Annotated in this window: 32 protein-coding genes; 2 read left to right on the forward strand and 30 right to left on the reverse strand. The window is 54.8% G+C overall.

Annotated features, from left to right (window positions below; all coding sequences use genetic code 11):
- The coding region (locus AAHB08_RS14020; RefSeq protein ID WP_342059266.1) for a hypothetical protein at positions 1-192 on the forward strand (192 nt) is incomplete at its 5' end.
- A gap of 350 nt (positions 193-542) precedes the next feature.
- On the opposite strand, the gene rplQ is transcribed toward AAHB08_RS14020, so the two are convergent.
- The 28 genes from rplQ to rpsJ all read right to left on the reverse strand — a co-directional run bounded on the left by rplQ (position 543) and on the right by rpsJ (position 14,165).
- Positions 543-926, reverse strand: a complete 384-nt coding sequence (gene rplQ / locus AAHB08_RS14025) for a 50S ribosomal protein L17 (protein WP_005307999.1) — start codon at positions 924-926, stop codon at positions 543-545.
- 43 nt (positions 927-969) lie between these two features.
- The gene (locus AAHB08_RS14030; RefSeq protein WP_005307997.1) at positions 970-1,959 is read right to left on the reverse strand and encodes a DNA-directed RNA polymerase subunit alpha; all 990 of its coding nucleotides are present in this window, start codon (positions 1,957-1,959) and stop codon (positions 970-972) included.
- Between the two features lie 25 nt (positions 1,960-1,984).
- A complete protein-coding gene (gene rpsD / locus AAHB08_RS14035) occupies positions 1,985-2,605 on the reverse strand; it encodes a 30S ribosomal protein S4 (RefSeq protein WP_010672568.1) in 621 nt (206 codons plus the stop codon).
- 39 nt (positions 2,606-2,644) lie between these two features.
- Entirely contained in the window at positions 2,645-3,034 is a 390-nt protein-coding gene (rpsK, locus tag AAHB08_RS14040; protein WP_005319702.1) for a 30S ribosomal protein S11, read from the reverse strand.
- Between the two features lie 14 nt (positions 3,035-3,048).
- Positions 3,049-3,405, reverse strand: coding sequence for a 30S ribosomal protein S13 (rpsM, locus tag AAHB08_RS14045; RefSeq protein WP_005307991.1), 357 nt, complete (start codon positions 3,403-3,405; stop codon positions 3,049-3,051).
- 139 nt (positions 3,406-3,544) lie between these two features.
- On the reverse strand, positions 3,545-3,658 hold the full coding sequence (gene rpmJ / locus AAHB08_RS14050; protein WP_005319705.1) for a 50S ribosomal protein L36: 114 nt from the start codon (positions 3,656-3,658) through the stop codon (positions 3,545-3,547).
- Positions 3,659-3,685: 27 nt separating this feature from the next.
- Positions 3,686-5,014 carry a preprotein translocase subunit SecY gene (secY, locus tag AAHB08_RS14055; protein WP_042652867.1) on the reverse strand — a complete coding sequence of 443 codons (1,329 nt, stop codon included), beginning with the start codon at positions 5,012-5,014 and terminating at the stop codon, positions 3,686-3,688.
- 8 nt (positions 5,015-5,022) lie between these two features.
- Positions 5,023-5,460: a 50S ribosomal protein L15 gene (rplO, locus tag AAHB08_RS14060; protein ID WP_025325390.1), complete on the reverse strand. Its 438-nt coding sequence runs from the start codon at positions 5,458-5,460 to the stop codon at positions 5,023-5,025.
- 2 nt (positions 5,461-5,462) lie between these two features.
- Positions 5,463-5,642 (reverse strand): 50S ribosomal protein L30, encoded by a 180-nt coding sequence (gene rpmD / locus AAHB08_RS14065; RefSeq protein WP_005307985.1) that lies wholly within the window; start codon positions 5,640-5,642, stop codon positions 5,463-5,465.
- A 6-nt stretch (positions 5,643-5,648) separates the two neighbouring features.
- Positions 5,649-6,149, reverse strand: a complete 501-nt coding sequence (gene rpsE / locus AAHB08_RS14070) for a 30S ribosomal protein S5 (protein ID WP_005340605.1) — start codon at positions 6,147-6,149, stop codon at positions 5,649-5,651.
- A 14-nt stretch (positions 6,150-6,163) separates the two neighbouring features.
- Positions 6,164-6,517, reverse strand: a complete 354-nt coding sequence (rplR, locus tag AAHB08_RS14075) for a 50S ribosomal protein L18 (RefSeq protein WP_025325389.1) — start codon at positions 6,515-6,517, stop codon at positions 6,164-6,166.
- A gap of 9 nt (positions 6,518-6,526) precedes the next feature.
- The gene (rplF, locus tag AAHB08_RS14080; protein WP_025325388.1) at positions 6,527-7,060 is read right to left on the reverse strand and encodes a 50S ribosomal protein L6; all 534 of its coding nucleotides are present in this window, start codon (positions 7,058-7,060) and stop codon (positions 6,527-6,529) included.
- A gap of 13 nt (positions 7,061-7,073) precedes the next feature.
- Positions 7,074-7,466 carry a 30S ribosomal protein S8 gene (gene rpsH / locus AAHB08_RS14085; RefSeq protein ID WP_010672564.1) on the reverse strand — a complete coding sequence of 131 codons (393 nt, stop codon included), beginning with the start codon at positions 7,464-7,466 and terminating at the stop codon, positions 7,074-7,076.
- A 19-nt stretch (positions 7,467-7,485) separates the two neighbouring features.
- Positions 7,486-7,791, reverse strand: coding sequence for a 30S ribosomal protein S14 (gene rpsN / locus AAHB08_RS14090; protein WP_005331161.1), 306 nt, complete (start codon positions 7,789-7,791; stop codon positions 7,486-7,488).
- Between the two features lie 10 nt (positions 7,792-7,801).
- On the reverse strand, positions 7,802-8,341 hold the full coding sequence (gene rplE / locus AAHB08_RS14095) for a 50S ribosomal protein L5 (RefSeq protein WP_005331162.1): 540 nt from the start codon (positions 8,339-8,341) through the stop codon (positions 7,802-7,804).
- Between the two features lie 13 nt (positions 8,342-8,354).
- Positions 8,355-8,672 (reverse strand): 50S ribosomal protein L24, encoded by a 318-nt coding sequence (gene rplX, locus AAHB08_RS14100; protein ID WP_025325387.1) that lies wholly within the window; start codon positions 8,670-8,672, stop codon positions 8,355-8,357.
- Between the two features lie 11 nt (positions 8,673-8,683).
- Positions 8,684-9,052, reverse strand: a complete 369-nt coding sequence (rplN, locus tag AAHB08_RS14105; protein ID WP_005307975.1) for a 50S ribosomal protein L14 — start codon at positions 9,050-9,052, stop codon at positions 8,684-8,686.
- A 148-nt stretch (positions 9,053-9,200) separates the two neighbouring features.
- Entirely contained in the window at positions 9,201-9,449 is a 249-nt protein-coding gene (gene rpsQ / locus AAHB08_RS14110) for a 30S ribosomal protein S17 (RefSeq protein WP_005307966.1), read from the reverse strand.
- Positions 9,449-9,640: a 50S ribosomal protein L29 gene (gene rpmC, locus AAHB08_RS14115; RefSeq protein ID WP_005307965.1), complete on the reverse strand. Its 192-nt coding sequence runs from the start codon at positions 9,638-9,640 to the stop codon at positions 9,449-9,451. The genes rpsQ and rpmC overlap by 1 nt, the downstream gene beginning before the upstream one ends.
- Complete coding sequence (rplP, locus tag AAHB08_RS14120; RefSeq protein ID WP_005307963.1) at positions 9,640-10,053, reverse strand: 50S ribosomal protein L16; 414 nt, start codon at positions 10,051-10,053, stop codon at positions 9,640-9,642. The genes rpmC and rplP overlap by 1 nt, the downstream gene beginning before the upstream one ends.
- 13 nt (positions 10,054-10,066) lie before the next feature.
- Positions 10,067-10,780 carry a 30S ribosomal protein S3 gene (rpsC, locus tag AAHB08_RS14125; RefSeq protein WP_005331168.1) on the reverse strand — a complete coding sequence of 238 codons (714 nt, stop codon included), beginning with the start codon at positions 10,778-10,780 and terminating at the stop codon, positions 10,067-10,069.
- A 3-nt stretch (positions 10,781-10,783) separates the two neighbouring features.
- The gene (gene rplV, locus AAHB08_RS14130) at positions 10,784-11,128 is read right to left on the reverse strand and encodes a 50S ribosomal protein L22 (RefSeq protein ID WP_005319741.1); all 345 of its coding nucleotides are present in this window, start codon (positions 11,126-11,128) and stop codon (positions 10,784-10,786) included.
- Between the two features lie 10 nt (positions 11,129-11,138).
- Positions 11,139-11,417 (reverse strand): 30S ribosomal protein S19, encoded by a 279-nt coding sequence (gene rpsS / locus AAHB08_RS14135; protein WP_005307960.1) that lies wholly within the window; start codon positions 11,415-11,417, stop codon positions 11,139-11,141.
- Between the two features lie 22 nt (positions 11,418-11,439).
- A complete protein-coding gene (gene rplB / locus AAHB08_RS14140) occupies positions 11,440-12,261 on the reverse strand; it encodes a 50S ribosomal protein L2 (RefSeq protein WP_005331177.1) in 822 nt (273 codons plus the stop codon).
- A gap of 15 nt (positions 12,262-12,276) precedes the next feature.
- Positions 12,277-12,579 carry a 50S ribosomal protein L23 gene (gene rplW / locus AAHB08_RS14145; protein ID WP_005331199.1) on the reverse strand — a complete coding sequence of 101 codons (303 nt, stop codon included), beginning with the start codon at positions 12,577-12,579 and terminating at the stop codon, positions 12,277-12,279.
- Positions 12,576-13,181, reverse strand: coding sequence for a 50S ribosomal protein L4 (rplD, locus tag AAHB08_RS14150; RefSeq protein WP_025325386.1), 606 nt, complete (start codon positions 13,179-13,181; stop codon positions 12,576-12,578). Before rplD ends, rplW begins: the two co-directional genes overlap by 4 nt.
- Positions 13,182-13,198: 17 nt before the next feature.
- Positions 13,199-13,831 (reverse strand): 50S ribosomal protein L3, encoded by a 633-nt coding sequence (rplC, locus tag AAHB08_RS14155; RefSeq protein WP_010672559.1) that lies wholly within the window; start codon positions 13,829-13,831, stop codon positions 13,199-13,201.
- Positions 13,832-13,853: 22 nt separating this feature from the next.
- On the reverse strand, positions 13,854-14,165 hold the full coding sequence (gene rpsJ, locus AAHB08_RS14160; RefSeq protein ID WP_005307944.1) for a 30S ribosomal protein S10: 312 nt from the start codon (positions 14,163-14,165) through the stop codon (positions 13,854-13,856).
- Between the two features lie 356 nt (positions 14,166-14,521).
- Here rpsJ and AAHB08_RS14165 point away from each other — a divergent pair, with 356 nt between their 5' ends.
- Positions 14,522-15,436, forward strand: a complete 915-nt coding sequence (locus AAHB08_RS14165) for a DMT family transporter (protein ID WP_342059267.1) — start codon at positions 14,522-14,524, stop codon at positions 15,434-15,436.
- A 37-nt stretch (positions 15,437-15,473) separates the two neighbouring features.
- On the opposite strand, the gene envZ is transcribed toward AAHB08_RS14165, so the two are convergent.
- Both envZ and ompR read right to left on the reverse strand, forming a co-directional pair.
- A complete protein-coding gene (gene envZ, locus AAHB08_RS14170) occupies positions 15,474-16,784 on the reverse strand; it encodes a two-component system sensor histidine kinase EnvZ (RefSeq protein ID WP_342059268.1) in 1,311 nt (436 codons plus the stop codon).
- Complete coding sequence (gene ompR, locus AAHB08_RS14175; protein ID WP_342059269.1) at positions 16,781-17,500, reverse strand: osmolarity response regulator transcription factor OmpR; 720 nt, start codon at positions 17,498-17,500, stop codon at positions 16,781-16,783. Before ompR ends, envZ begins: the two co-directional genes overlap by 4 nt.
- Between the last annotated feature and the right edge of the window lie 196 nt (positions 17,501-17,696).

Below are 17,696 nucleotides of genomic sequence, written 5' to 3' on the forward strand. Positions count from 1 at the left end.
TTCGATGCTGTGAGTGCCCACACAGATTGCTTGATTCAAATTGTTAAAGAGCGACGCAACAGTCTGTTGCTGCGGGAGTGGAATTTTACTCAACCGCTTTCTCGAGTCAAGCCTTATTTTCAAAGGCTTTTCGAGGCTATCGACTTGGCTTTCCGCGTTGCCGCTTGCCCTGTCGATGGAGGCGCATTATAGGGAGCTGAAACTTTCTGGCAAGCCCCTCAAAGCAATAAAATTGCAGAAAATGGCAATTTTTTAGTTATTCATAACCAAGCACAGCTTTTATACAAACTTATCCACAGAATGAACCTAAGTTAGGAGCAAGTTGGCTGCGTTCCTTGTATGGTCTCTGCATCTTGTTGGTACTTGCACCCCTGCACCAGGTAAATGAAAGCTCGCCGCAAAGAAGAGGAATACCTATATAAGGAAGAAGTAGACGAAGGGCTAGGTTAATAGCCACAGTACAGTTGAGGCAGTTGAGGCAGTTGAGGCAGTATCAGAATCTATTAAAAAGAAAAGCCGGGACAAGCCCGGCTTTTTCTTTATCACTCAGCAGCTGCTTCAGCAGCGGCCGGGCGGTCTACCAGCTCAATGTAAGCCATAGGGGCGTTGTCGCCTGCACGGAAACCGCATTTCAGAATGCGAGTATAACCGCCGGCGCGCTCCAGGTAGCGCGGGCCCAGTTCATTGAACAGCTTAGCCACGATCGCGTTATCGCGAGTACGGGCAAATGCCAGGCGACGATTAGCAACGCTATCAGTCTTGGCAAGGGTGATCAGCGGTTCAACTACACGACGCAGCTCTTTTGCCTTAGGCAGAGTCGTCTTGATGATCTCATGACGAACCAGGGAGCTGGCCATGTTGCGGAACATAGCCTGACGATGGCTGCTGTTCCGGTTCAGTTGACGACCACTCAAACGATGGCGCATGACCTTATCCTTCTAACTAAATCTGTGAAACCCGTAATCTGGATTACTCGTCAGCGATGCTGGCGGGCGGCCAGTTCTCAAGGCGCATGCCAAGAGACAGACCACGGGAGGCCAACACGTCCTTGATCTCAGTCAGGGACTTCTTACCGAGGTTAGGAGTTTTAAGCAACTCAACTTCGGTACGCTGTACCAGATCACCAATATAGTGGATAGCTTCTGCCTTCAGACAGTTCGCTGAACGAACTGTCAGCTCCAAATCATCGACAGGACGCAGCAGAATCGGATCAAACTCGGGTTTCTCTTCTTTCTTCTCGGGCACGCTGACATCGCGCAGATCCACGAAGGCTTCCAGCTGTTCGGCCAAAATAGTGGCAGAACGGCGAATGGCCTCTTCCGGATCCAGAGTACCATTGGTCTCCATGTCGATAACCAGCTTGTCCAAGTCGGTGCGCTGTTCCACACGTGCCGCCTCAACATTGTAGGCGATGCGAACGATGGGGCTGAACGCGGAGTCCAGCAGCAGGCGACCAATAGGACGCTCTTCATCATCGTTGTGAACACGGGCAGAAGCAGGCACATAACCACGACCGCGCTGAACTTTCAGACGCATGCTGATCTCAGCATTGGCCCCTGTCAGGTGGCAGATTACGTGCTCCGGGTTTACGATCTCGACTTCATCACCGTGAGTGATATCACCAGCGGTAACGGGGCCTGTTCCAGACTTGGTCAGGGACAGAGTTACCTCGTCCTTGCCTTCCAGCTTCACAGCGATACCTTTCAGGTTGAGCAGGATTTCAAGAATGTCTTCCTGTACACCTTCTTTGCTGCTGTACTCGTGCAGTACTCCGTCGATCTCGACTTCAGTAACTGCACAACCGGGCATAGATGACAGCAAAATACGACGCAGGGCATTACCCAGCGTGTGACCAAAGCCACGCTCAAGCGGCTCGAGAGTCACTTTCGCGTGAGTCGGGCTAACTTGCTCGATGTCAACTAGCCGCGGTTTAAGAAAATCTGTTACAGAACCCAGCATTGTGTCCTCTCTTTAGAAGCTAGCTTTACTTGGAGTAAAGCTCGACGATCAGCTGTTCGTTAATGTCGGCAGACAGGTCGGAACGCTCTGGCAGGCGCTTGAAAGCACCTTCCATCTTAGCAGCGTCAACCTCTACCCAAGTCGGCTTCTCGCGCTGACCAGCAACTTCCAGGGAAGCTTTGATACGCGCTTGCTTCTTAGCCTTCTCGCGAACGCAGATCACGTCCTCAGGGGATACCTGGAAAGAAGGAACATTCACAACGCGGCCGTTTACCATGATGGCTTTGTGGCTCACCAGCTGACGAGACTCAGCACGAGTGGCGCCGAAGCCCATGCGGTAGACGACGTTGTCCAGACGACCTTCCAGCAGCTGCAACAGGTTTTCACCGGTGTTACCCTTTTGACGGGCAGCGTCGCGGTAGTAGTTGCGGAACTGTTTTTCCAATACGCCGTAGATACGACGTACTTTTTGTTTCTCGCGCAGTTGCACACCATAGTCAGACAGACGCGCTTTACGCGCACCGTGTTGACCAGGAACGGTGTCAATCTTGCACTTAGAATCAATCGCACGAACACCAGACTTCAGGAAGAGGTCGGTGCCCTCACGACGGCTAAGCTTAAGCTTAGGACCGATATATCTTGCCATCTTCTTTCTCCAACAATCCTAGACCAAGTAGCTACAGCGTTATACGCGGCGCTTCTTGGGAGGACGACAACCGTTGTGCGGGATCGGAGTCACATCAGTAATATTAGTGATGCGGAAACCAGCCGCGTTCAGAGCGCGGATGGAAGACTCACGACCGGGACCCGGACCTTTGACCATGACTTCCAGGTTCTTCACGCCGTATTCTTTGGCGATCTCACCAGCGCGCTCAGCAGCTACCTGGGCAGCAAACGGAGTGGACTTACGGGAACCACGGAAACCGGAACCACCGGAGGTGGCCCAAGACAGAGCATTGCCCTGACGGTCAGTAATGGTCACGATTGTGTTGTTGAAAGATGCATGAACGTGCGCAATACCGTCGCTCACTTGCTTTTTAACGCGCTTGCGAGCACGAGTCGGAGTTTTAGCCATTTTCTACCTTCCCGTTACTTCTTGATAGCCTTGCGCGGACCCTTACGGGTACGAGCGTTGGTCTTGGTACGTTGACCACGAACAGGCAGGCTACGACGGTGACGCAAACCACGGTAGCAACCCAGATCCATCAATCGCTTGATGTTCATGGAAATCTGACGACGCAGGTCACCTTCAACGGTGAATTTACCTACTTGTTCACGCAGACTCTCGATCTGAGCTTCGTCCAGGTCTTTAATTTTCACATTCTCAGCGATACCGGCTGCGGCACAGATGGCCTTGGAGCGGGTACGACCGACGCCATAAATCGCAGTCAACGCAATGACTGCATGCTTATGGTCAGGAATGTTAATGCCAGCGATACGGGCCACTATTCACTCCTACATATAGTAGATAACGACCACCACAAAGCCCGTGAGCGGATACGTGGCGGTCAACCAATACACAACAAAAGTTGGCTGGCTATATTAGCCAGCACAACTATTTGTTGCAAGTACTAACCGTAAAAAATTAGCCTTGGCGTTGTTTATGCTTTGGCTCGCTGCAAATCACACGCACCACACCGTGACGCTTGATGATTTTGCAGTTACGGCAGATTGCCTTAACGGAAGCACGAACTTTCATTGCTTAACTCCGTAACTACGCCGACCTTTAGCGGCCGTAGCCCTTCAGGTTGGCCTTCCTCAGGACGTCGCCATATTGATGAGACATCATATGGGTCTGAACCTGAGCCATGAAGTCCATGATAACTACCACGATAATCAGCAGCGAAGTGCCACCGAAGTAGAACTGTACGTTCCAGGCAGTCATCAAGAACTGGGGTACCAGACAGATAAAGGTTATATAGAGCGCACCTGCCAATGTCAGGCGAGTCATAACCTTATCGATGTAACGTGCTGTCTGCTCGCCCGGGCGGATCCCCGGGATAAAGGCTCCACTCTTCTTCAGATTATCTGCTGTCTCGCGGGGGTTGAACACCAGCGCGGTATAGAAGAAGCAGAAGAAGATAATGGCTGCTGCATAGAGCATCTCATACAAGGGTTGACCCGGCTGCAGGACCATAGAGACCTGTTGCAGGACATCAGCCACCTTGCCCTCGCCCTGACCAAACCAAGAGGTAATGGTCCCTGGGAAGAGGATGATGCTGGATGCGAAAATCGCAGGAATCACACCAGCCATATTCACTTTCAACGGCAGGTGTGTGCTTTGCGCTGCGAATACCTGGCGGCCTTGTTGACGCTTGGCATAGTTAACGACGATACGACGCTGACCACGCTCCACGAACACCACAAAGTAAGTCACTGCGAAAACAATCAAGCCCAGCAACAACAACAGCAGGATGTGCAATTCCCCTTGACGTGCCTGTTCGGCCGTAGCGCCAATGGCATGAGGCAGACCAGCAACGATACCTGTGAAAATAATCAGCGAGATACCATTACCAATCCCACGCTCGGTAATCTGTTCACCCAACCACATCAAGAACATGGTACCGGTGACCAGACTCACAACGGCTGTGAAATAGAAGCCCAAACCCGGATGAGTCACGAGTCCTTGCATCATATTCGGCAGACCGGTTGCAATACCAATGGCCTGGAACGTTCCCAAAACCAGCGTGCCCCAACGGGTATATTGGCTAATCTTGCGACGGCCGGATTCACCCTCTTTCTTGAGTTCAGCAAGAGCAGGATGAACCACAGTCAGCAGCTGGATAATGATCGACGCCGAAATGTACGGCATGATCCCCAGCGCAAGAATAGAAGCACGCGAGAGTGCACCACCACTGAACATGTTGAACATCTCAATGATGGTGCCCTTCTGTTGTTGGAACAACTCGGCCAGTACGGCGGCGTCAATACCAGGAATCGGCACATAAGAGCCTGCGCGGAACACGATAATTGCCCCGAGAACGAAGAGCAGACGGCTCTTCAGTTCACTCAGACCACCTTGTGCTTTAACATCCAATCCTGGTTTCTTAGCCATTGTACTGATTATTCCTCGATTTTACCGCCAGCGGCCTCGATGGCTGCACGTGCACCTTTGGTGACGGACAGACCACGAACGGTCACAGCACGGTCAATGTTGCCAGACAGAACAACTTTAGCGAAAACGATGTTCTTGGTAACAACACCGGCTTGCTTCAGAGTGCTCAGATCGACCACATCACCTTCTACCAGGGCGATTTCGTTCAGGCGCACTTCGGCAGAAACCAAAGATTTGCGAGAGAAGAAACCGAACTTCGGCAGACGGATTTTCAAAGGCATCTGGCCACCCTCGAAACCGTTGCGGACTTTACCGCCACCGGAACGAGAAGTTTGACCTTTCACACCACGACCACCGGTCTTGCCCAGACCAGAACCGATACCACGGCCCGGACGGTGCTTAACACGCTTGGAACCAGCGGCCGGAGACAGAGTATTCAGACGCATGCTTAGCCCTCCACCTTAACCATGTAATAAACCTGGTTGATCATGCCGCGTACGCAGGGAGTATCTTCCAGCTCAACGGTGTGACCAATGCGACGCAGACCCAGACCACGCAGAGTCGCCTTGTGCTTTGGCAGACGGCCGATAGAGCTGCGAGTTTGAGTTACTTTTACAGTGTTAGCCATGTCGCATTACCCCAGAATTTCTTCAACGCGCAGACCACGCTTGGCAGCGATCTGTTCCGGTGATTGACCGTGAACCAGAGCGTCTACAGTTGCGCGAACAACGTTGATTGGGTTGGTGGAACCGTAGGTCTTGGCCAGCACGTTGTGGATACCGGCAACTTCCAGCACAGCACGCATGGCGCCGCCTGCAATGATACCAGTACCTTGTGAGGCCGGCTTCATGAACACGGTGGAACCGGAGTGAACACCGCGCACCGGGTGGTGCAGAGTGCCATTGTTCAGCTCAACCTTGTTCAGGTTACGCTTAGCCTGTTCCATTGCCTTTTGAATGGCAGCCGGAACTTCACGGGCCTTACCGTAACCGTAACCTACACGGCCGTTACCATCACCCACCACGGTCAACGCGGTGAAGGACATGATACGACCACCTTTAACAGTTTTCGAAACACGGTTTACTGCAATCAGCTTTTCTTGCAGTTCGCCGGCTTGAGATTCGACTTTAGCCATCTTCGACTCCTAGCTTAGAACTGAAGACCAGCGTCACGAGCAGCGGCAGCCAGAGCGGCTACACGACCGTGATACTTGAAACCGGAACGATCGAAAGATACGTTCTGAACGCCTTTGGCAATAGCACGCTCAGCGATTGCTTTACCTACAGCGGTAGCAGCATCTGCGTTACCGGTGTATTTAATAGCTTCACTGATGGCTTTCTCTACTGTAGAAGCAGAGGCCAGAACTTCGGAACCGTTGGCTGCGATAACCTGCGCATAGATATGACGCGGGGTACGGTGAACAACCAGACGGGTAGCTCCCAGTTCCTGCATCTTTTTCCGAGCACGAGTAGCACGACGGAGACGAGCTGCTTTCTTGTCCATAGTGTTACCTTACTTCTTCTTAGCTTCTTTAGTACGCACTTGCTCGTTGGCATAGCGTACACCCTTGCCCTTGTAGGGCTCCGGAGCGCGGTAAGCACGGATATCGGCGGCGACTTGGCCAACCAGCTGCTTGTCCACACCACGCAGAATGATCTCTGTGGCGGACGGACATTCAGCGGTGACACCAGCCGGCAGCGCATGCTCAACCGGGTGAGAGAAGCCCAGAGCCAGCGCGACAGCATTGCCCTTGATGGAGGCTTTGTAGCCTACACCAACCAGCTGCAGCTTGCGCTCGAAGCCTTGGGTAACACCGATTACCATGTTGTTAGCCAATGCACGGGCAGTACCGGCCTGAGCGTCAGCACCAGCGATGCCGTCGCGCGGGGCGAACTTCAGTACATTGTCTTCTTTGGTCACTTCTACACCGGCGTGGATGGAACGAACCAGAGAACCTTTACCACCTTTGATGGACAGTTCCTGACCGTTCAGAGTCACCTCTACGCCAGCAGGAATAGTGACGGGTGCCTTAGCAACGCGAGACATTTCCGACCTCCTATTAAGCGACGTAGCAGATGATCTCACCACCCATGCTTGCCTTGCGGGCAGCACGGTCGGTCATCACACCTTTAGACGTGGACACGATAGCAACACCGAGACCGCCCATGACTTTCGGCAGATCAGTAGTGCGCTTGTAAATACGCAGGCCGGGACGGCTCACGCGTTGGATCAGTTCTACAACCGGCTTGCCCTGGAAATATTTCAATTCAATTTCCAGTTCCGGCTTCACGTCACCAGCTACGTTGTAGCCAGCGATGTAACCTTCTTCCTTCAGCACTTTGGCGATAGCCACTTTCAGCTTGGAAGAAGGCATGGAAACCGCAACTTTGCTCGCCGCCTGACCGTTACGGATGCGGGTCAGCATATCCGCGATCGGATCTTGCATGCTCATAGTCTAACTCCCGAGATTCTTACCAAGAGGCCTTTTTGAGGCCCGGAATTTCGCCCTTCATGGCATGCTCACGCACCTTGATGCGAGAGAGGCCAAACTTCCGCAGGAAACCGTGCGGACGACCAGTGATGTTGCAACGGTTACGCTGGCGGGACGGACTGGAATCACGGGGCAGCTGTTGCAGTTGCAAGACAGCATCCCAACGCGCTTCTTCAGAAGCGTTCATATCAACGATGATAGCTTTCAGCTCGGTACGCTTGGTCGCGAACTTGGCTGCCAGCTTCGCACGCTTTGCTTCACGTGCTTTCATGGATGTTTTAGCCATAACCCTAACCTTACTTGCGGAATGGGAAGTTAAAGGCAGCCAGCAGAGCACGGCCTTCTTCGTCGGTATTCGCGGAAGTGGTGATGGTGATATCCAGACCACGGACGCGATCGACCTTGTCATAGTCGATTTCCGGGAAGATGATTTGCTCACGCACGCCCATGGAGTAGTTACCACGGCCATCGAACGCCTTGGCGTTCAGACCACGGAAGTCACGGATACGCGGTACGGAGATGCAAATCAGCCGTTCCAGGAACTCCCACATACGCTCGCCACGCAGGGTTACTTTACAACCTATCGGGTAGCCTTCACGAATCTTGAAGCCCGCAACAGATTTGCGTGCTTTGGTGATCAGCGGTTTCTGACCGGAAATGGCAGCCATATCGGCAGCAGCATTTTCCAGCAACTTCTTGTCAGAGATCGCTTCACCAACACCCATGTTCAGGGTGATTTTCTCGATCCGAGGGACTTGCATGATAGTCTTGTAACCGAACTGCTTGGACAGTTCATTTACTACATCGGATTTGTAGTAATCATGCAGTTTCGCCATCGTTAAACTCCAATTACTTCACAAGTTCGCCGGTGGATTTGAAGAAACGGACTTTCTTGCCGTCTTCAATCCGGAAACCAACGCGGTCAGCCTTGCCAGTGGCAGAGTTGAACAGCGCGATGTTAGATACATCGATGGGGGCTTCTTTGGTGACGATACCGCCAGCCTGACCCAGTGCGGGTACCGGCTTCTGGTGTTTCTTCACCTGGTTGATGCCTTCCACGATTACCTTACCTTTTGCAATCAGGACTTGAGTGACTTTGCCACGCTTGCCCTTGTCTTTGCCGGTAAGAACAATTACTTCGTCTTCGCGACGGATTTTAGCTGCCATCGTTCGACTCCTTACAGTACTTCGGGTGCCAGGGACACAATCTTCATGAACTTCTCATTACGGAGTTCACGGGTCACCGGGCCAAAAATACGAGTACCGATTGGCTGTTGGTTGTTGTTAAGCAACACAGCCGCATTGTTGTCGAAACGGATGACAGAGCCGTCCGGACGACGAACGCCTTTACGGGTGCGTACGACCACCGCGTTATACACATCACCTTTCTTCACTTTACCGCGAGGAATAGCTTCCTTGATGGAAACCTTGATGATGTCGCCGATGCCGGCATAACGGCGGTGCGAACCACCCAGAACCTTAATACACATTACACTGCGAGCGCCGGAGTTGTCGGCAACACCCAGCATACTTTGCATCTGGATCATCTTAGTGCTCCGCTTTGTTTACTTCTTATCCCTGATGGGATCTGGCTGCCTTCAAAAGGCGCGAAACTATAACACAGGTATTTTTGAAAAGGTAGCCTAAAAAACAAACGGCCCCTATGGGGGGCCGTTTGGGCTAGAAAGTACCGAATTAGGCCTTTTCTACGACAGCAACCAGGGTCCAGGACTTGGTCTTGGACAGCGGGCGGCATTCGCGGATTTCCACGAGGTCGCCAGCTTTACACTCGTTGTTCTCGTCATGTACGTGCAGCTTGGTAGTGCGCTTGATGATCTTACCGTAGATCGGGTGCTTTACCTTGCGCTCGATAGCGACGGTGATGGACTTGTCCATCTTGTCGCTGATTACACGACCTTGCAGAGTACGGATCTTGTCAGTCATTACGCACCTGCCTTCTCAGTCAGTACAGTCTTGATACGTGCGACGTCACGACGCACTTGTTTCAGAGTGTGAGTCTGAGCCAGTTGGCCGGTGGAAGCTTGCATGCGCATGTTGAATTGCTCACGCAGCAGACCCAGCAGCTCCTGGTTCAGTTCTTCGACGCTCTTTTGACGCAGATCTTGGGCTTTCATCACATCACCGTCTTAATTACGAAAGTGGTCTGAACGGACAGCTTAGCTGCGGCCAGGGCAAACGCTTCACGCGCCAGAGCCTCAGGTACACCATCCATCTCGTACAGAACCTTGCCAGGCTGGATCGGGCAGACCCAATATTCCACGTTACCCTTACCTTTACCCATACGAACTTCGAGGGGCTTTTCGGTGATGGGCTTGTCCGGGAACACACGGATCCAGATCTTACCTTGACGCTTTACGTGACGGGTCATGGCACGACGGGCTGCTTCGATTTGACGAGCAGTCAGTTGACCACGAGATGTCGCCTTCAGGCCAAAGGTACCGAAGGATACTTCGTTACCAGAGTTGGCCAGACCGCGGTTACGACCCTTATGGGTCTTGCGGAATTTAGTACGCTTAGGTTGCAACATTTACCGAATCTCCTTACTTAGCAGCGCGGCGCTTGTTGTCACGCTTGGGCTTTGCAGGAGCTTGCTCTTGAGCAGCGGCAGCGTTAACAGCAGCCAGACCGCCCAGAACTTCGCCCTTGAAGATCCAAACTTTGACGCCGATCACACCGTAAGTGGTGTGGGCTTCAGAAGTTGCGTAGTCGATGTCGGCACGCAGGGTGTGCAAAGGCACACGACCTTCACGATACCATTCGGTACGCGCGATTTCAGCGCCGCCCAGACGACCGGACACTTCTACTTTGATGCCCTTGGCACCCAGGCGCATGGCGTTCTGTACGGCGCGCTTCATAGCGCGACGGAACATTACGCGACGTTCCAGCTGAGAAGTGATGCTGTCGGCAACGAGTTTGCCATCCAGCTCCGGCTTGCGGACTTCGGAAATGTTGATCTGAGCAGGCACGCCAGCAATAGCGGCTACAGCTTTGCGCAGTTTCTCAACGTCTTCGCCTTTCTTGCCGATCACGACACCCGGACGAGCGGTGTGAATGGTCACACGGATGCTCTTGGCCGGACGCTCGATGGTGATCTTGGACAAGGAAGCGTTTTTCAGCTCCTTGGTCAGGAACTGGCGTACTTGGAAATCGCTGTACAGGTTGTCAGCGAAGTCTTTGGTGTTCGCGAACCAGGTAGAATTCCAAGGCTTGGTAATACCCAGGCGAATGCCATTAGGATGTACTTTCTGACCCATTGCTTATCTCCCAGCCTTAGCGTCGGATACCACTACAGTGATGTGAGCGGTACGCTTGAGGATACGATCCGCGCGACCTTTGGCACGCGGGCGGATGCGCTTCATGGAGGGACCTTCGTCTACCATGATGGTGGCAACACGCAGGGCGTCGATGTCGGCGCCTTCGTTGTGCTCAGCGTTTGCAATGGCAGATTCCAGCACTTTCTTCACCAGAACCGCAGCCTTTTTCGGGCTGAAGGTCAGGATGTTCAGAGCCTTGTCTACGGACAGACCACGTACTTGATCGGCTACCAGACGAGCTTTCTGGGCAGAAGTACGGGCATAACGGTGTTTAGCGATAGCTTCCATCATTTATCCCTTAGCGCTTCTTAGCCTTCTTATCAGCAGCATGGCCGCGATAAGTACGAGTCGGTGCGAATTCACCCAGTTTGTGACCGATCATTTCTTCGGTAACGAAAACCGGAACGTGCTGACGACCATTATGGACAGCGATGGTCAAACCGATCATGTTCGGGATGATCATTGAACGACGGGACCAGGTCTTAACCGGCTTTTTATCCCCGCTTTCCACCGCTTTCTCTACCTTCTTCAGCAAGTGCAGGTCAATAAATGGACCCTTCTTGAGAGAACGTGGCATGGTGATTCCTCTATGTTAACAATTACTTGTTACGACGACGTACGATGTACTTGTCGGTACGCTTGTTCTTACGGGTCTTGAAGCCCTTAGCCTTCTGGCCCCATGGGGACACAGGCTGCATGCCCTTGTTACGACCCTCACCACCACCGTGCGGGTGATCAACCGGGTTCATCGCCATACCGCGAACGGTCGGACGAATACCACGCCAGCGGTTTGCACCGGCTTTACCCAGTTGACGCAGCATGTGCTCGGAGTTACCCACTTCACCAATGGTGGCGCGGCACTCGGCCAGAACTTTACGTACTTCGCCGGAACGCAGACGCAGAGTTACATAGTTACCTTCACGAGCCAGAATCTGGATGAAAGTACCAGCGGAACGAGCCAGCTGAGCACCTTTACCAGGCTTCATTTCTACGGCGTGAACGGTAGAACCAACCGGGATGTTACGCATCGGCAGGGAGTTACCTACCTTGATCGCAGCATCAGCACCAGAAGCGATAGCATCACCTGCTTTCAGGCCTTTCGGAGCCAGGATGTAACGACGCTCACCGTCTGCATACAGCACCAGGGCGATGTTTGCGGTACGGTTAGGATCGTATTCCAGACGCTCTACTTTGGCCGGAATGCCGTCTTTGTCGCGTTTGAAGTCGACGATACGGTAGTGTTGCTTGTGACCACCACCGATATGACGGGTAGTGATACGGCCGTTGTTGTTACGACCACCGGACTTGCTTTTGCTGTCCAGCAGAGCGGCGAAGGGCTTGCCCTTGTACAGCTCTTGGTTGACGATCTTGACGACGTGGCGGCGGCCCGGAGAAGTAGGCTTGCACTTAACGATTGCCATTTTTGAGAACTCCTCTTACTCGGCTGCGCCCATGAAGTCGATGTCCTGACCAGCTTTCAGGGTCACATAAGCCTTTTTCCAATCGGAACGACGGCCTACACGCGCACCTGAGCGCTTGGTCTTACCCTTCATGTTCAGGGTACGGACGGTCTCAACTTCGACCTCGAACAGTTTCGCAACTGCAGCTTTGACTTCCGCCTTGGTGGCATCAACAGCAACTTTGAACACGATAGTGTTCTGCTTTTCTGCGACCATGGTGCTCTTTTCAGAGATGTGCGGAGCCTTCAGAACTTTCAACAGACGTTCTTCGCGGATCATGCCAGCATCTCCTCGATTTGCTTAACTGCGTCAGCAGTCATCAGAATCTTGTCGAAAGCGATCAGGCTGACCGGGTCGATACCGGCAACATCACGCACGTCGACCTTGTACAGGTTGCGAGCAGCCAGGAACAGGTTCTCATCGACTTCAGCAGTCACGATCAGAACGTCAGTCAGTTCCATTTCTTTCAGCTTGGCGATCAGTTCTTTGGTCTTCGGCGCTTCGATGCCGAATTTCTCGACAACGATCAGGCGCTCTTGACGTACCAGCTCGGACAGGATGCTACGGATAGCGCCGCGGTACATCTTCTTGTTTACTTTCTGGCTGTGATCTTGCGGCTTAGCAGCAAAGGTCACACCACCGGAACGCCAGATGGGCGAACGGATGGAGCCAGCACGGGCACGACCAGTACCCTTCTGACGCCACGGCTTTTTGCCGCCACCAGACACTTCAGAGCGAGTCAGCTGCGCACGAGTACCCTGACGGGCACCAGCGGCATATGCAACGACGACCTGGTGAACCAGAGCTTCGTTGAATTCGCGCCCGAAGGTAGTCTCGGAAACTTCAAGAGCGCTCTTGGCGTCTTTCATTACCAATTCCATTACTATCTCCTCAGACGTTACGCTTTGACGGCAGGTTTGACGATCACGTTGCCGTTGGTTGCACCCGGTACTGCGCCTTTGATGAGCAGCAGGTTGCGTTCAGCGTCAACACGAACCAGTTCCAGGTTCTGAGTCGTTACACGCTCAGCACCCATGTGACCAGCCATCTTTTTGCCCTTGAATACACGGCCCGGGGTCTGGTTTTGACCGATGGAGCCAGGTACACGGTGGGACAGGGAGTTACCGTGGGTCATATCCTGGGTGCGGAAGTTCCAGCGCTTAACAGTACCGGCAAAACCTTTACCCTTGGATGTGCCGGTAACGTCTACCAGCTTAACGTCAGCGAGAAGATCTACTTTCAGCTCGCTACCAACAGTGAAAGTTTCACCGTTGTTCAGGCGGAATTCCCACAGACCGCGACCGGCTTCTACACCAGCTTTGGCGAAGTGGCCAGCTTCCGGCTTGGTCACACGGCTGGCTTTTTTGGCGCCAGTGGTAACCTGAATAGCGTTGTAGCCGTCGGTTTCTACAGATTTGACCTGAGTTACACGGTTAGCTTCAACTTCGATAACAGTCACCGGGATAGAAACGCCATCTTCAGTGAAGATGCGAGTCATACCCACTTTGCGACCTACAAGACCGATTGTCATTGTTATCAACCTCTTTCCGTAATTAACCCAGGCTGATCTGGACGTCTACACCAGCTGCCAGATCCAGACGCATCAGGGCGTCTACGGTCTTGTCAGTCGGCTCAACGATGTCTACCAGACGCTTGTGAGTGCGGATCTCGTACTGATCACGCGCATCTTTGTTGACGTGCGGGGAGATCAGGACGGTGAAGCGCTCTTTGCGAGTCGGCAGCGGAATAGGACCGCGAACCTGCGCGCCGGTGCGCTTTGCAGTTTCAACGATTTCCGCAGTGGATTGATCGATCAGGCGATGATCAAAAGCCTTCAGGCGGATACGGATTCTTTGGTTCTGCATTGACAGAGCTCCAATAGATAAAAGAACATAAATCAACACCGCCCGACCGAGAATACTCCCGCCAGAGGTGCGATTTTTCACGTTTCCTCCCATATCGGGAGGACTGTATGGCTGGCGACTCGTAAACGGGAAGCTCAGCAAGCAGACATATCGTCTGGCATGCCTCATGGGCAAGCGGAGGGGATTATACGGATTTTTTCAATTCGCGCAAGAGAAGGCGGACAGATTGTGCGCAATTTTGTGTGGCGGATGGATCTCGCCGGCGATCGCTCCCCTGCCCGCCAAAAAGCGGTAACGACAATGTTGCAAACAGGCTGATAGACTGCCCCCTTGCCTCAGTCAGCGGAACGACCCCGATGCTCAAGAATCAGAAGAAAGCCTATCAATACGGACTCTGCGCCGTCGCCCTCTGGTCGACGGTGGCCACCGCCTTCAAGATCTCCCTCGCCTACTTCGAGCCGGTGCAGCTGCTGCTGGTCGCCGCCATCACCTCGACCCTGACCCTGGGGTCCATCGTGGCGATCCAGGGCAAGCTGCCCCTGCTGCTGAGCTATCTCAGGGCACGCCCTTTCTACTATCTGGCCCTGGGGGTACTGAATCCCTTCCTTTACTATCTCCTGCTGTTCAAGGCCTATGATCTGCTGCCGGCCCAGCAGGCCCAGACCCTCAACTACACCTGGGCCATCACCTTGAGCTTGCTGGCCGTCCCCTTCCTCGGCCAGAAGCTCCGTCGCCGTGACGGCGTGGCCATAGTGCTGGGCTACTTCGGCGCCCTGGTGATCGCCACCAGGGGGGATGTGTTCGGCCTGCAATTCGACAGCCCGCTAGGCGTGACGCTGGCCCTGGTCTCGACCCTCATCTGGGCGGGCTACTGGATCCTCAATACCCGCAATCAGGGGGATCCCATTGTCAGCCTGCTGCTCGGCTTCCTCATCAGCCTGCCTTTCATCGTGGTGGCGACCTGGCTGCTCGCCGACTTTGCCATGACCGCCTGGCAGGGCTGGCTCGGTGCCATCTATGTGGGGCTGTTCGAGATGGGCTTCGGCTTCGTGCTCTGGCTGATGGCCCTGCGCCACGCCACCAACACCGCCCCCATCAGCAACCTTATCTTCATCTCGCCGTTTGCGTCACTGGTACTGCTCAACCTGTTGATCGACGAGAGCATCCACCCGGCCACTCCCATAGGGCTGGCGCTGATCGTCGCCGCCCTGCTGATCCAGCAACTCAAATACGGCAAGCGCTACCGCAAGACAGCCGAGCCACAAGCCTGACAATGCCGAAGGGCGCATCCACAGATGCGCCCTTCGTTCAATCCATCCACTCCAGCGGCTGGTGCTTGGGTAGCCGGATCTCCACCAGCAAGCCTCCCAGCTCGGAGCGGCCCAGTCTGATGGTGCCGTGGTGCTGGGAGACTATCTTGGCGACTATGGCCAGTCCCAGGCCACTGCCGCCGCCGGTGCGCGCCACATTGCCCTGGGTAAAGGGCTTGAGCACCCGGGAATAGTCCTGCTCTGCTATCCCGGGGCCATTGTCGGAGAGCCGCAACCTGACCCAGTGACCATCGTCCTTCAGCTCCGCCTGCAACCGGGTCGCGCCGTAGCGCACCGCATTGCCCGACAGGTTGTTGAGGATGCGGCGTATGCTGATGGGATGGCATGCCACCCGCACCGCCTGCTCCGGCAGGTGCAGCTCCACCTCCAGCCCCTGATCGGTCTGCATCAGCAGCGCATCGTGGATGAGCTGGGTCAGATCGATGGGCTGGGCATCCAGCCCCTCGTTCGGGCGTATGTAGTCGATGAACTGATCTATGATGCCGTTGGACTCGTCGATGTCCGCATTGATGCTCTCCTTGAGATACTCGTCACCGGAGGACATCATCTCGGTCGCCAGCCGGATGCGGGTCAGGGGCGTGCGCAGATCGTGGGAGACCCCGGCCATCATCAGGTTGCGCTCTTCGATAAGGCCCTTGATGGAGTGCGACATGTGGTTGAAGGTGCGGGTCAGGCGGCGCACCTCCCGCGAACCGTGCTCTCCCAGGGCATCGGGGAAGTTGCCTCGCGCCACCGCCACGGCCCCCGCCTCCAGATCCTCCAGCGGCCGCACCAGCTGACGGGCGAAACGCCAGGCGGCAAACAGGGTCACCACCAGCAGCACGCTCATGTAGATGATGAGAGGCTCTATGTCGTCATCCTCTATCTCGGTCAGGGGGATGCGTACCCACATCTGGCTGGCCTGGGGCGGCTGGATCCAGATGATGTAGTGATCCTGGATCTCGACCCTGACCCTGGTTTCCCCCTTCAGCTCCCGACTGATGTTCTCCTCCAGATAGGGGTAGGGCTTGGACTCCTTGAGTCCGTGCTGCTCCGCCTCGCTCTGGGTGTAGATGTCGCTGCCCGTGGTCACATAGACCAGCGCCTCGGCATCCTCGCTCAGGGCAAGCTGGTTGCTGTCGACCGGGAAGATGAGCTTGACCTGATTGGCCAGCAGGTGACTGATCTGCTTGACGGTGGGCGCCAGCAGATAGTTGTAGAAGGTGGCGTAGGAGACGACCTGATAAACCACCAGCACGGCGGCCAGGAACCAGAGCATGCGGGAGAACATGCTGCCCACTTTTTTCATTCCCCGTCACCGTCCGGCACGAAGACATAGCCCAGGCCCCACACCGTCTGCAGGTAACGGGGCTGGGCCGGGTCCTGCTCCAGCAGGCGGCGCAGGCGGGAGACCTGCACATCTATGCTGCGCTCTGTGGCTGTGTACTCCCGCCCCCGGGCCAGGTTCATCAGCTTGTCCCGGGAGAGCGGCTCGCGGGGGTGGCTCACCAATACCTTGAGGACGGCAAACTCGCCGCTGGTGAGGGCGACCGGATCCCCGTCGCGGCTCAGCTCGCGGGTCGCCAGGTTGAGTTGATAGGAGCCAAAGCTCACCATCTTCTCGGCGGTGGACGGTGCACCGGGCAGCTCGACGGTATGACGGCGCAGCACGGCGCGGATCCGGGCCAGCAGCTCACGGGGGTTGAAGGGCTTGGGCAGATAGTCATCCGCCCCCATCTCCAGCCCGACGATGCGATCCACTTCGTCTCCCTTGGCGGTGAGCATCAGCACCGGGATCTGGTTGCCCGCCTCCCGCAGACGGCGGCAGATGGAGAGCCCGTCCTCCCCCGGCAGCATCAGGTCGAGCACCATCAGGCTGAAGTTCTCGCGGGTCAGCAGACGATCCGCCTGTTCCCCGTTGGCAACGCCTCGCACCACAAATCCCTGTTCGGTGAGGTAACGCTCCAGCAGGGAGCGTAGTTTCAGGTCGTCGTCGACCACCAGGACCTTGTATTGCTGACTCATTGCCGCCTCTCCTCTCTGTCTCTTCCCAATACTAGGGCCCGCTCTGGCAACCACAAAGCATAAATATGTTACCGGTTATTACCCTTGGCCTGGGGATCCCGGGGATGGTGCGGTTCCGAACGAGCCGCTCACCATGCATTTCTGCTCGACACTCGGACGCCAATGGCTAAGATCCCGAGCAAGACGACGCAACCCG

It is taken from the genome of Aeromonas sp. OTU364 (assembly GCF_038440395.1).
Lineage (GTDB): Bacteria > Pseudomonadota > Gammaproteobacteria > Enterobacterales > Aeromonadaceae > Aeromonas.

Coding starts and splice junctions, on each gene's coding strand:
- rplQ (WP_005307999.1), bottom strand. CDS start 926: ATGCGCCATCGTTTGAGTGGTCGTCAACTGAACCGGAACAGCAGCCAT.
- AAHB08_RS14030 (WP_005307997.1), bottom strand. CDS start 1,959: ATGCTGGGTTCTGTAACAGATTTTCTTAAACCGCGGCTAGTTGACATC.
- rpsD (WP_010672568.1), bottom strand. CDS start 2,605: ATGGCAAGATATATCGGTCCTAAGCTTAAGCTTAGCCGTCGTGAGGGC.
- rpsK (WP_005319702.1), bottom strand. CDS start 3,034: ATGGCTAAAACTCCGACTCGTGCTCGCAAGCGCGTTAAAAAGCAAGTG.
- rpmJ (WP_005319705.1), bottom strand. CDS start 3,658: ATGAAAGTTCGTGCTTCCGTTAAGGCAATCTGCCGTAACTGCAAAATC.
- secY (WP_042652867.1), bottom strand. CDS start 5,014: ATGGCTAAGAAACCAGGATTGGATGTTAAAGCACAAGGTGGTCTGAGT.
- rplO (WP_025325390.1), bottom strand. CDS start 5,460: ATGCGTCTGAATACTCTGTCTCCGGCCGCTGGTTCCAAGCGTGTTAAG.
- rpmD (WP_005307985.1), bottom strand. CDS start 5,642: ATGGCTAACACTGTAAAAGTAACTCAAACTCGCAGCTCTATCGGCCGT.
- rpsE (WP_005340605.1), bottom strand. CDS start 6,149: ATGGCTAAAGTCGAATCTCAAGCCGGCGAACTGCAAGAAAAGCTGATT.
- rplR (WP_025325389.1), bottom strand. CDS start 6,517: ATGGACAAGAAAGCAGCTCGTCTCCGTCGTGCTACTCGTGCTCGGAAA.
- rplF (WP_025325388.1), bottom strand. CDS start 7,060: ATGTCTCGCGTTGCTAAGGCACCCGTCACTATTCCTGCTGGCGTAGAG.
- rpsH (WP_010672564.1), bottom strand. CDS start 7,466: ATGAGCATGCAAGATCCGATCGCGGATATGCTGACCCGCATCCGTAAC.
- rpsN (WP_005331161.1), bottom strand. CDS start 7,791: ATGGCTAAAACATCCATGAAAGCACGTGAAGCAAAGCGTGCGAAGCTG.
- rplE (WP_005331162.1), bottom strand. CDS start 8,341: ATGGCGAAACTGCATGATTACTACAAATCCGATGTAGTAAATGAACTG.
- rplX (WP_025325387.1), bottom strand. CDS start 8,672: ATGGCAGCTAAAATCCGTCGCGAAGACGAAGTAATTGTTCTTACCGGC.
- rplN (WP_005307975.1), bottom strand. CDS start 9,052: ATGATCCAGATGCAAAGTATGCTGGGTGTTGCCGACAACTCCGGCGCT.
- rpsQ (WP_005307966.1), bottom strand. CDS start 9,449: ATGACTGACAAGATCCGTACTCTGCAAGGTCGTGTAATCAGCGACAAG.
- rpmC (WP_005307965.1), bottom strand. CDS start 9,640: ATGAAAGCCCAAGATCTGCGTCAAAAGAGCGTCGAAGAACTGAACCAG.
- rplP (WP_005307963.1), bottom strand. CDS start 10,053: ATGTTGCAACCTAAGCGTACTAAATTCCGCAAGACCCATAAGGGTCGT.
- rpsC (WP_005331168.1), bottom strand. CDS start 10,780: ATGGGTCAGAAAGTACATCCTAATGGCATTCGCCTGGGTATTACCAAG.
- rplV (WP_005319741.1), bottom strand. CDS start 11,128: ATGGAAGCTATCGCTAAACACCGTTATGCCCGTACTTCTGCCCAGAAA.
- rpsS (WP_005307960.1), bottom strand. CDS start 11,417: ATGCCACGTTCTCTCAAGAAGGGTCCATTTATTGACCTGCACTTGCTG.
- rplB (WP_005331177.1), bottom strand. CDS start 12,261: ATGGCAATCGTTAAGTGCAAGCCTACTTCTCCGGGCCGCCGCCACGTC.
- rplW (WP_005331199.1), bottom strand. CDS start 12,579: ATGATCCGCGAAGAACGTCTGTTGAAAGTTCTGAAGGCTCCGCACATC.
- rplD (WP_025325386.1), bottom strand. CDS start 13,181: ATGGAATTGGTAATGAAAGACGCCAAGAGCGCTCTTGAAGTTTCCGAG.
- rplC (WP_010672559.1), bottom strand. CDS start 13,831: ATGACAATCGGTCTTGTAGGTCGCAAAGTGGGTATGACTCGCATCTTC.
- rpsJ (WP_005307944.1), bottom strand. CDS start 14,165: ATGCAGAACCAAAGAATCCGTATCCGCCTGAAGGCTTTTGATCATCGC.
- AAHB08_RS14165 (WP_342059267.1), top strand. CDS start 14,522: ATGCTCAAGAATCAGAAGAAAGCCTATCAATACGGACTCTGCGCCGTC.
- envZ (WP_342059268.1), bottom strand. CDS start 16,784: ATGAAAAAAGTGGGCAGCATGTTCTCCCGCATGCTCTGGTTCCTGGCC.
- ompR (WP_342059269.1), bottom strand. CDS start 17,500: ATGAGTCAGCAATACAAGGTCCTGGTGGTCGACGACGACCTGAAACTA.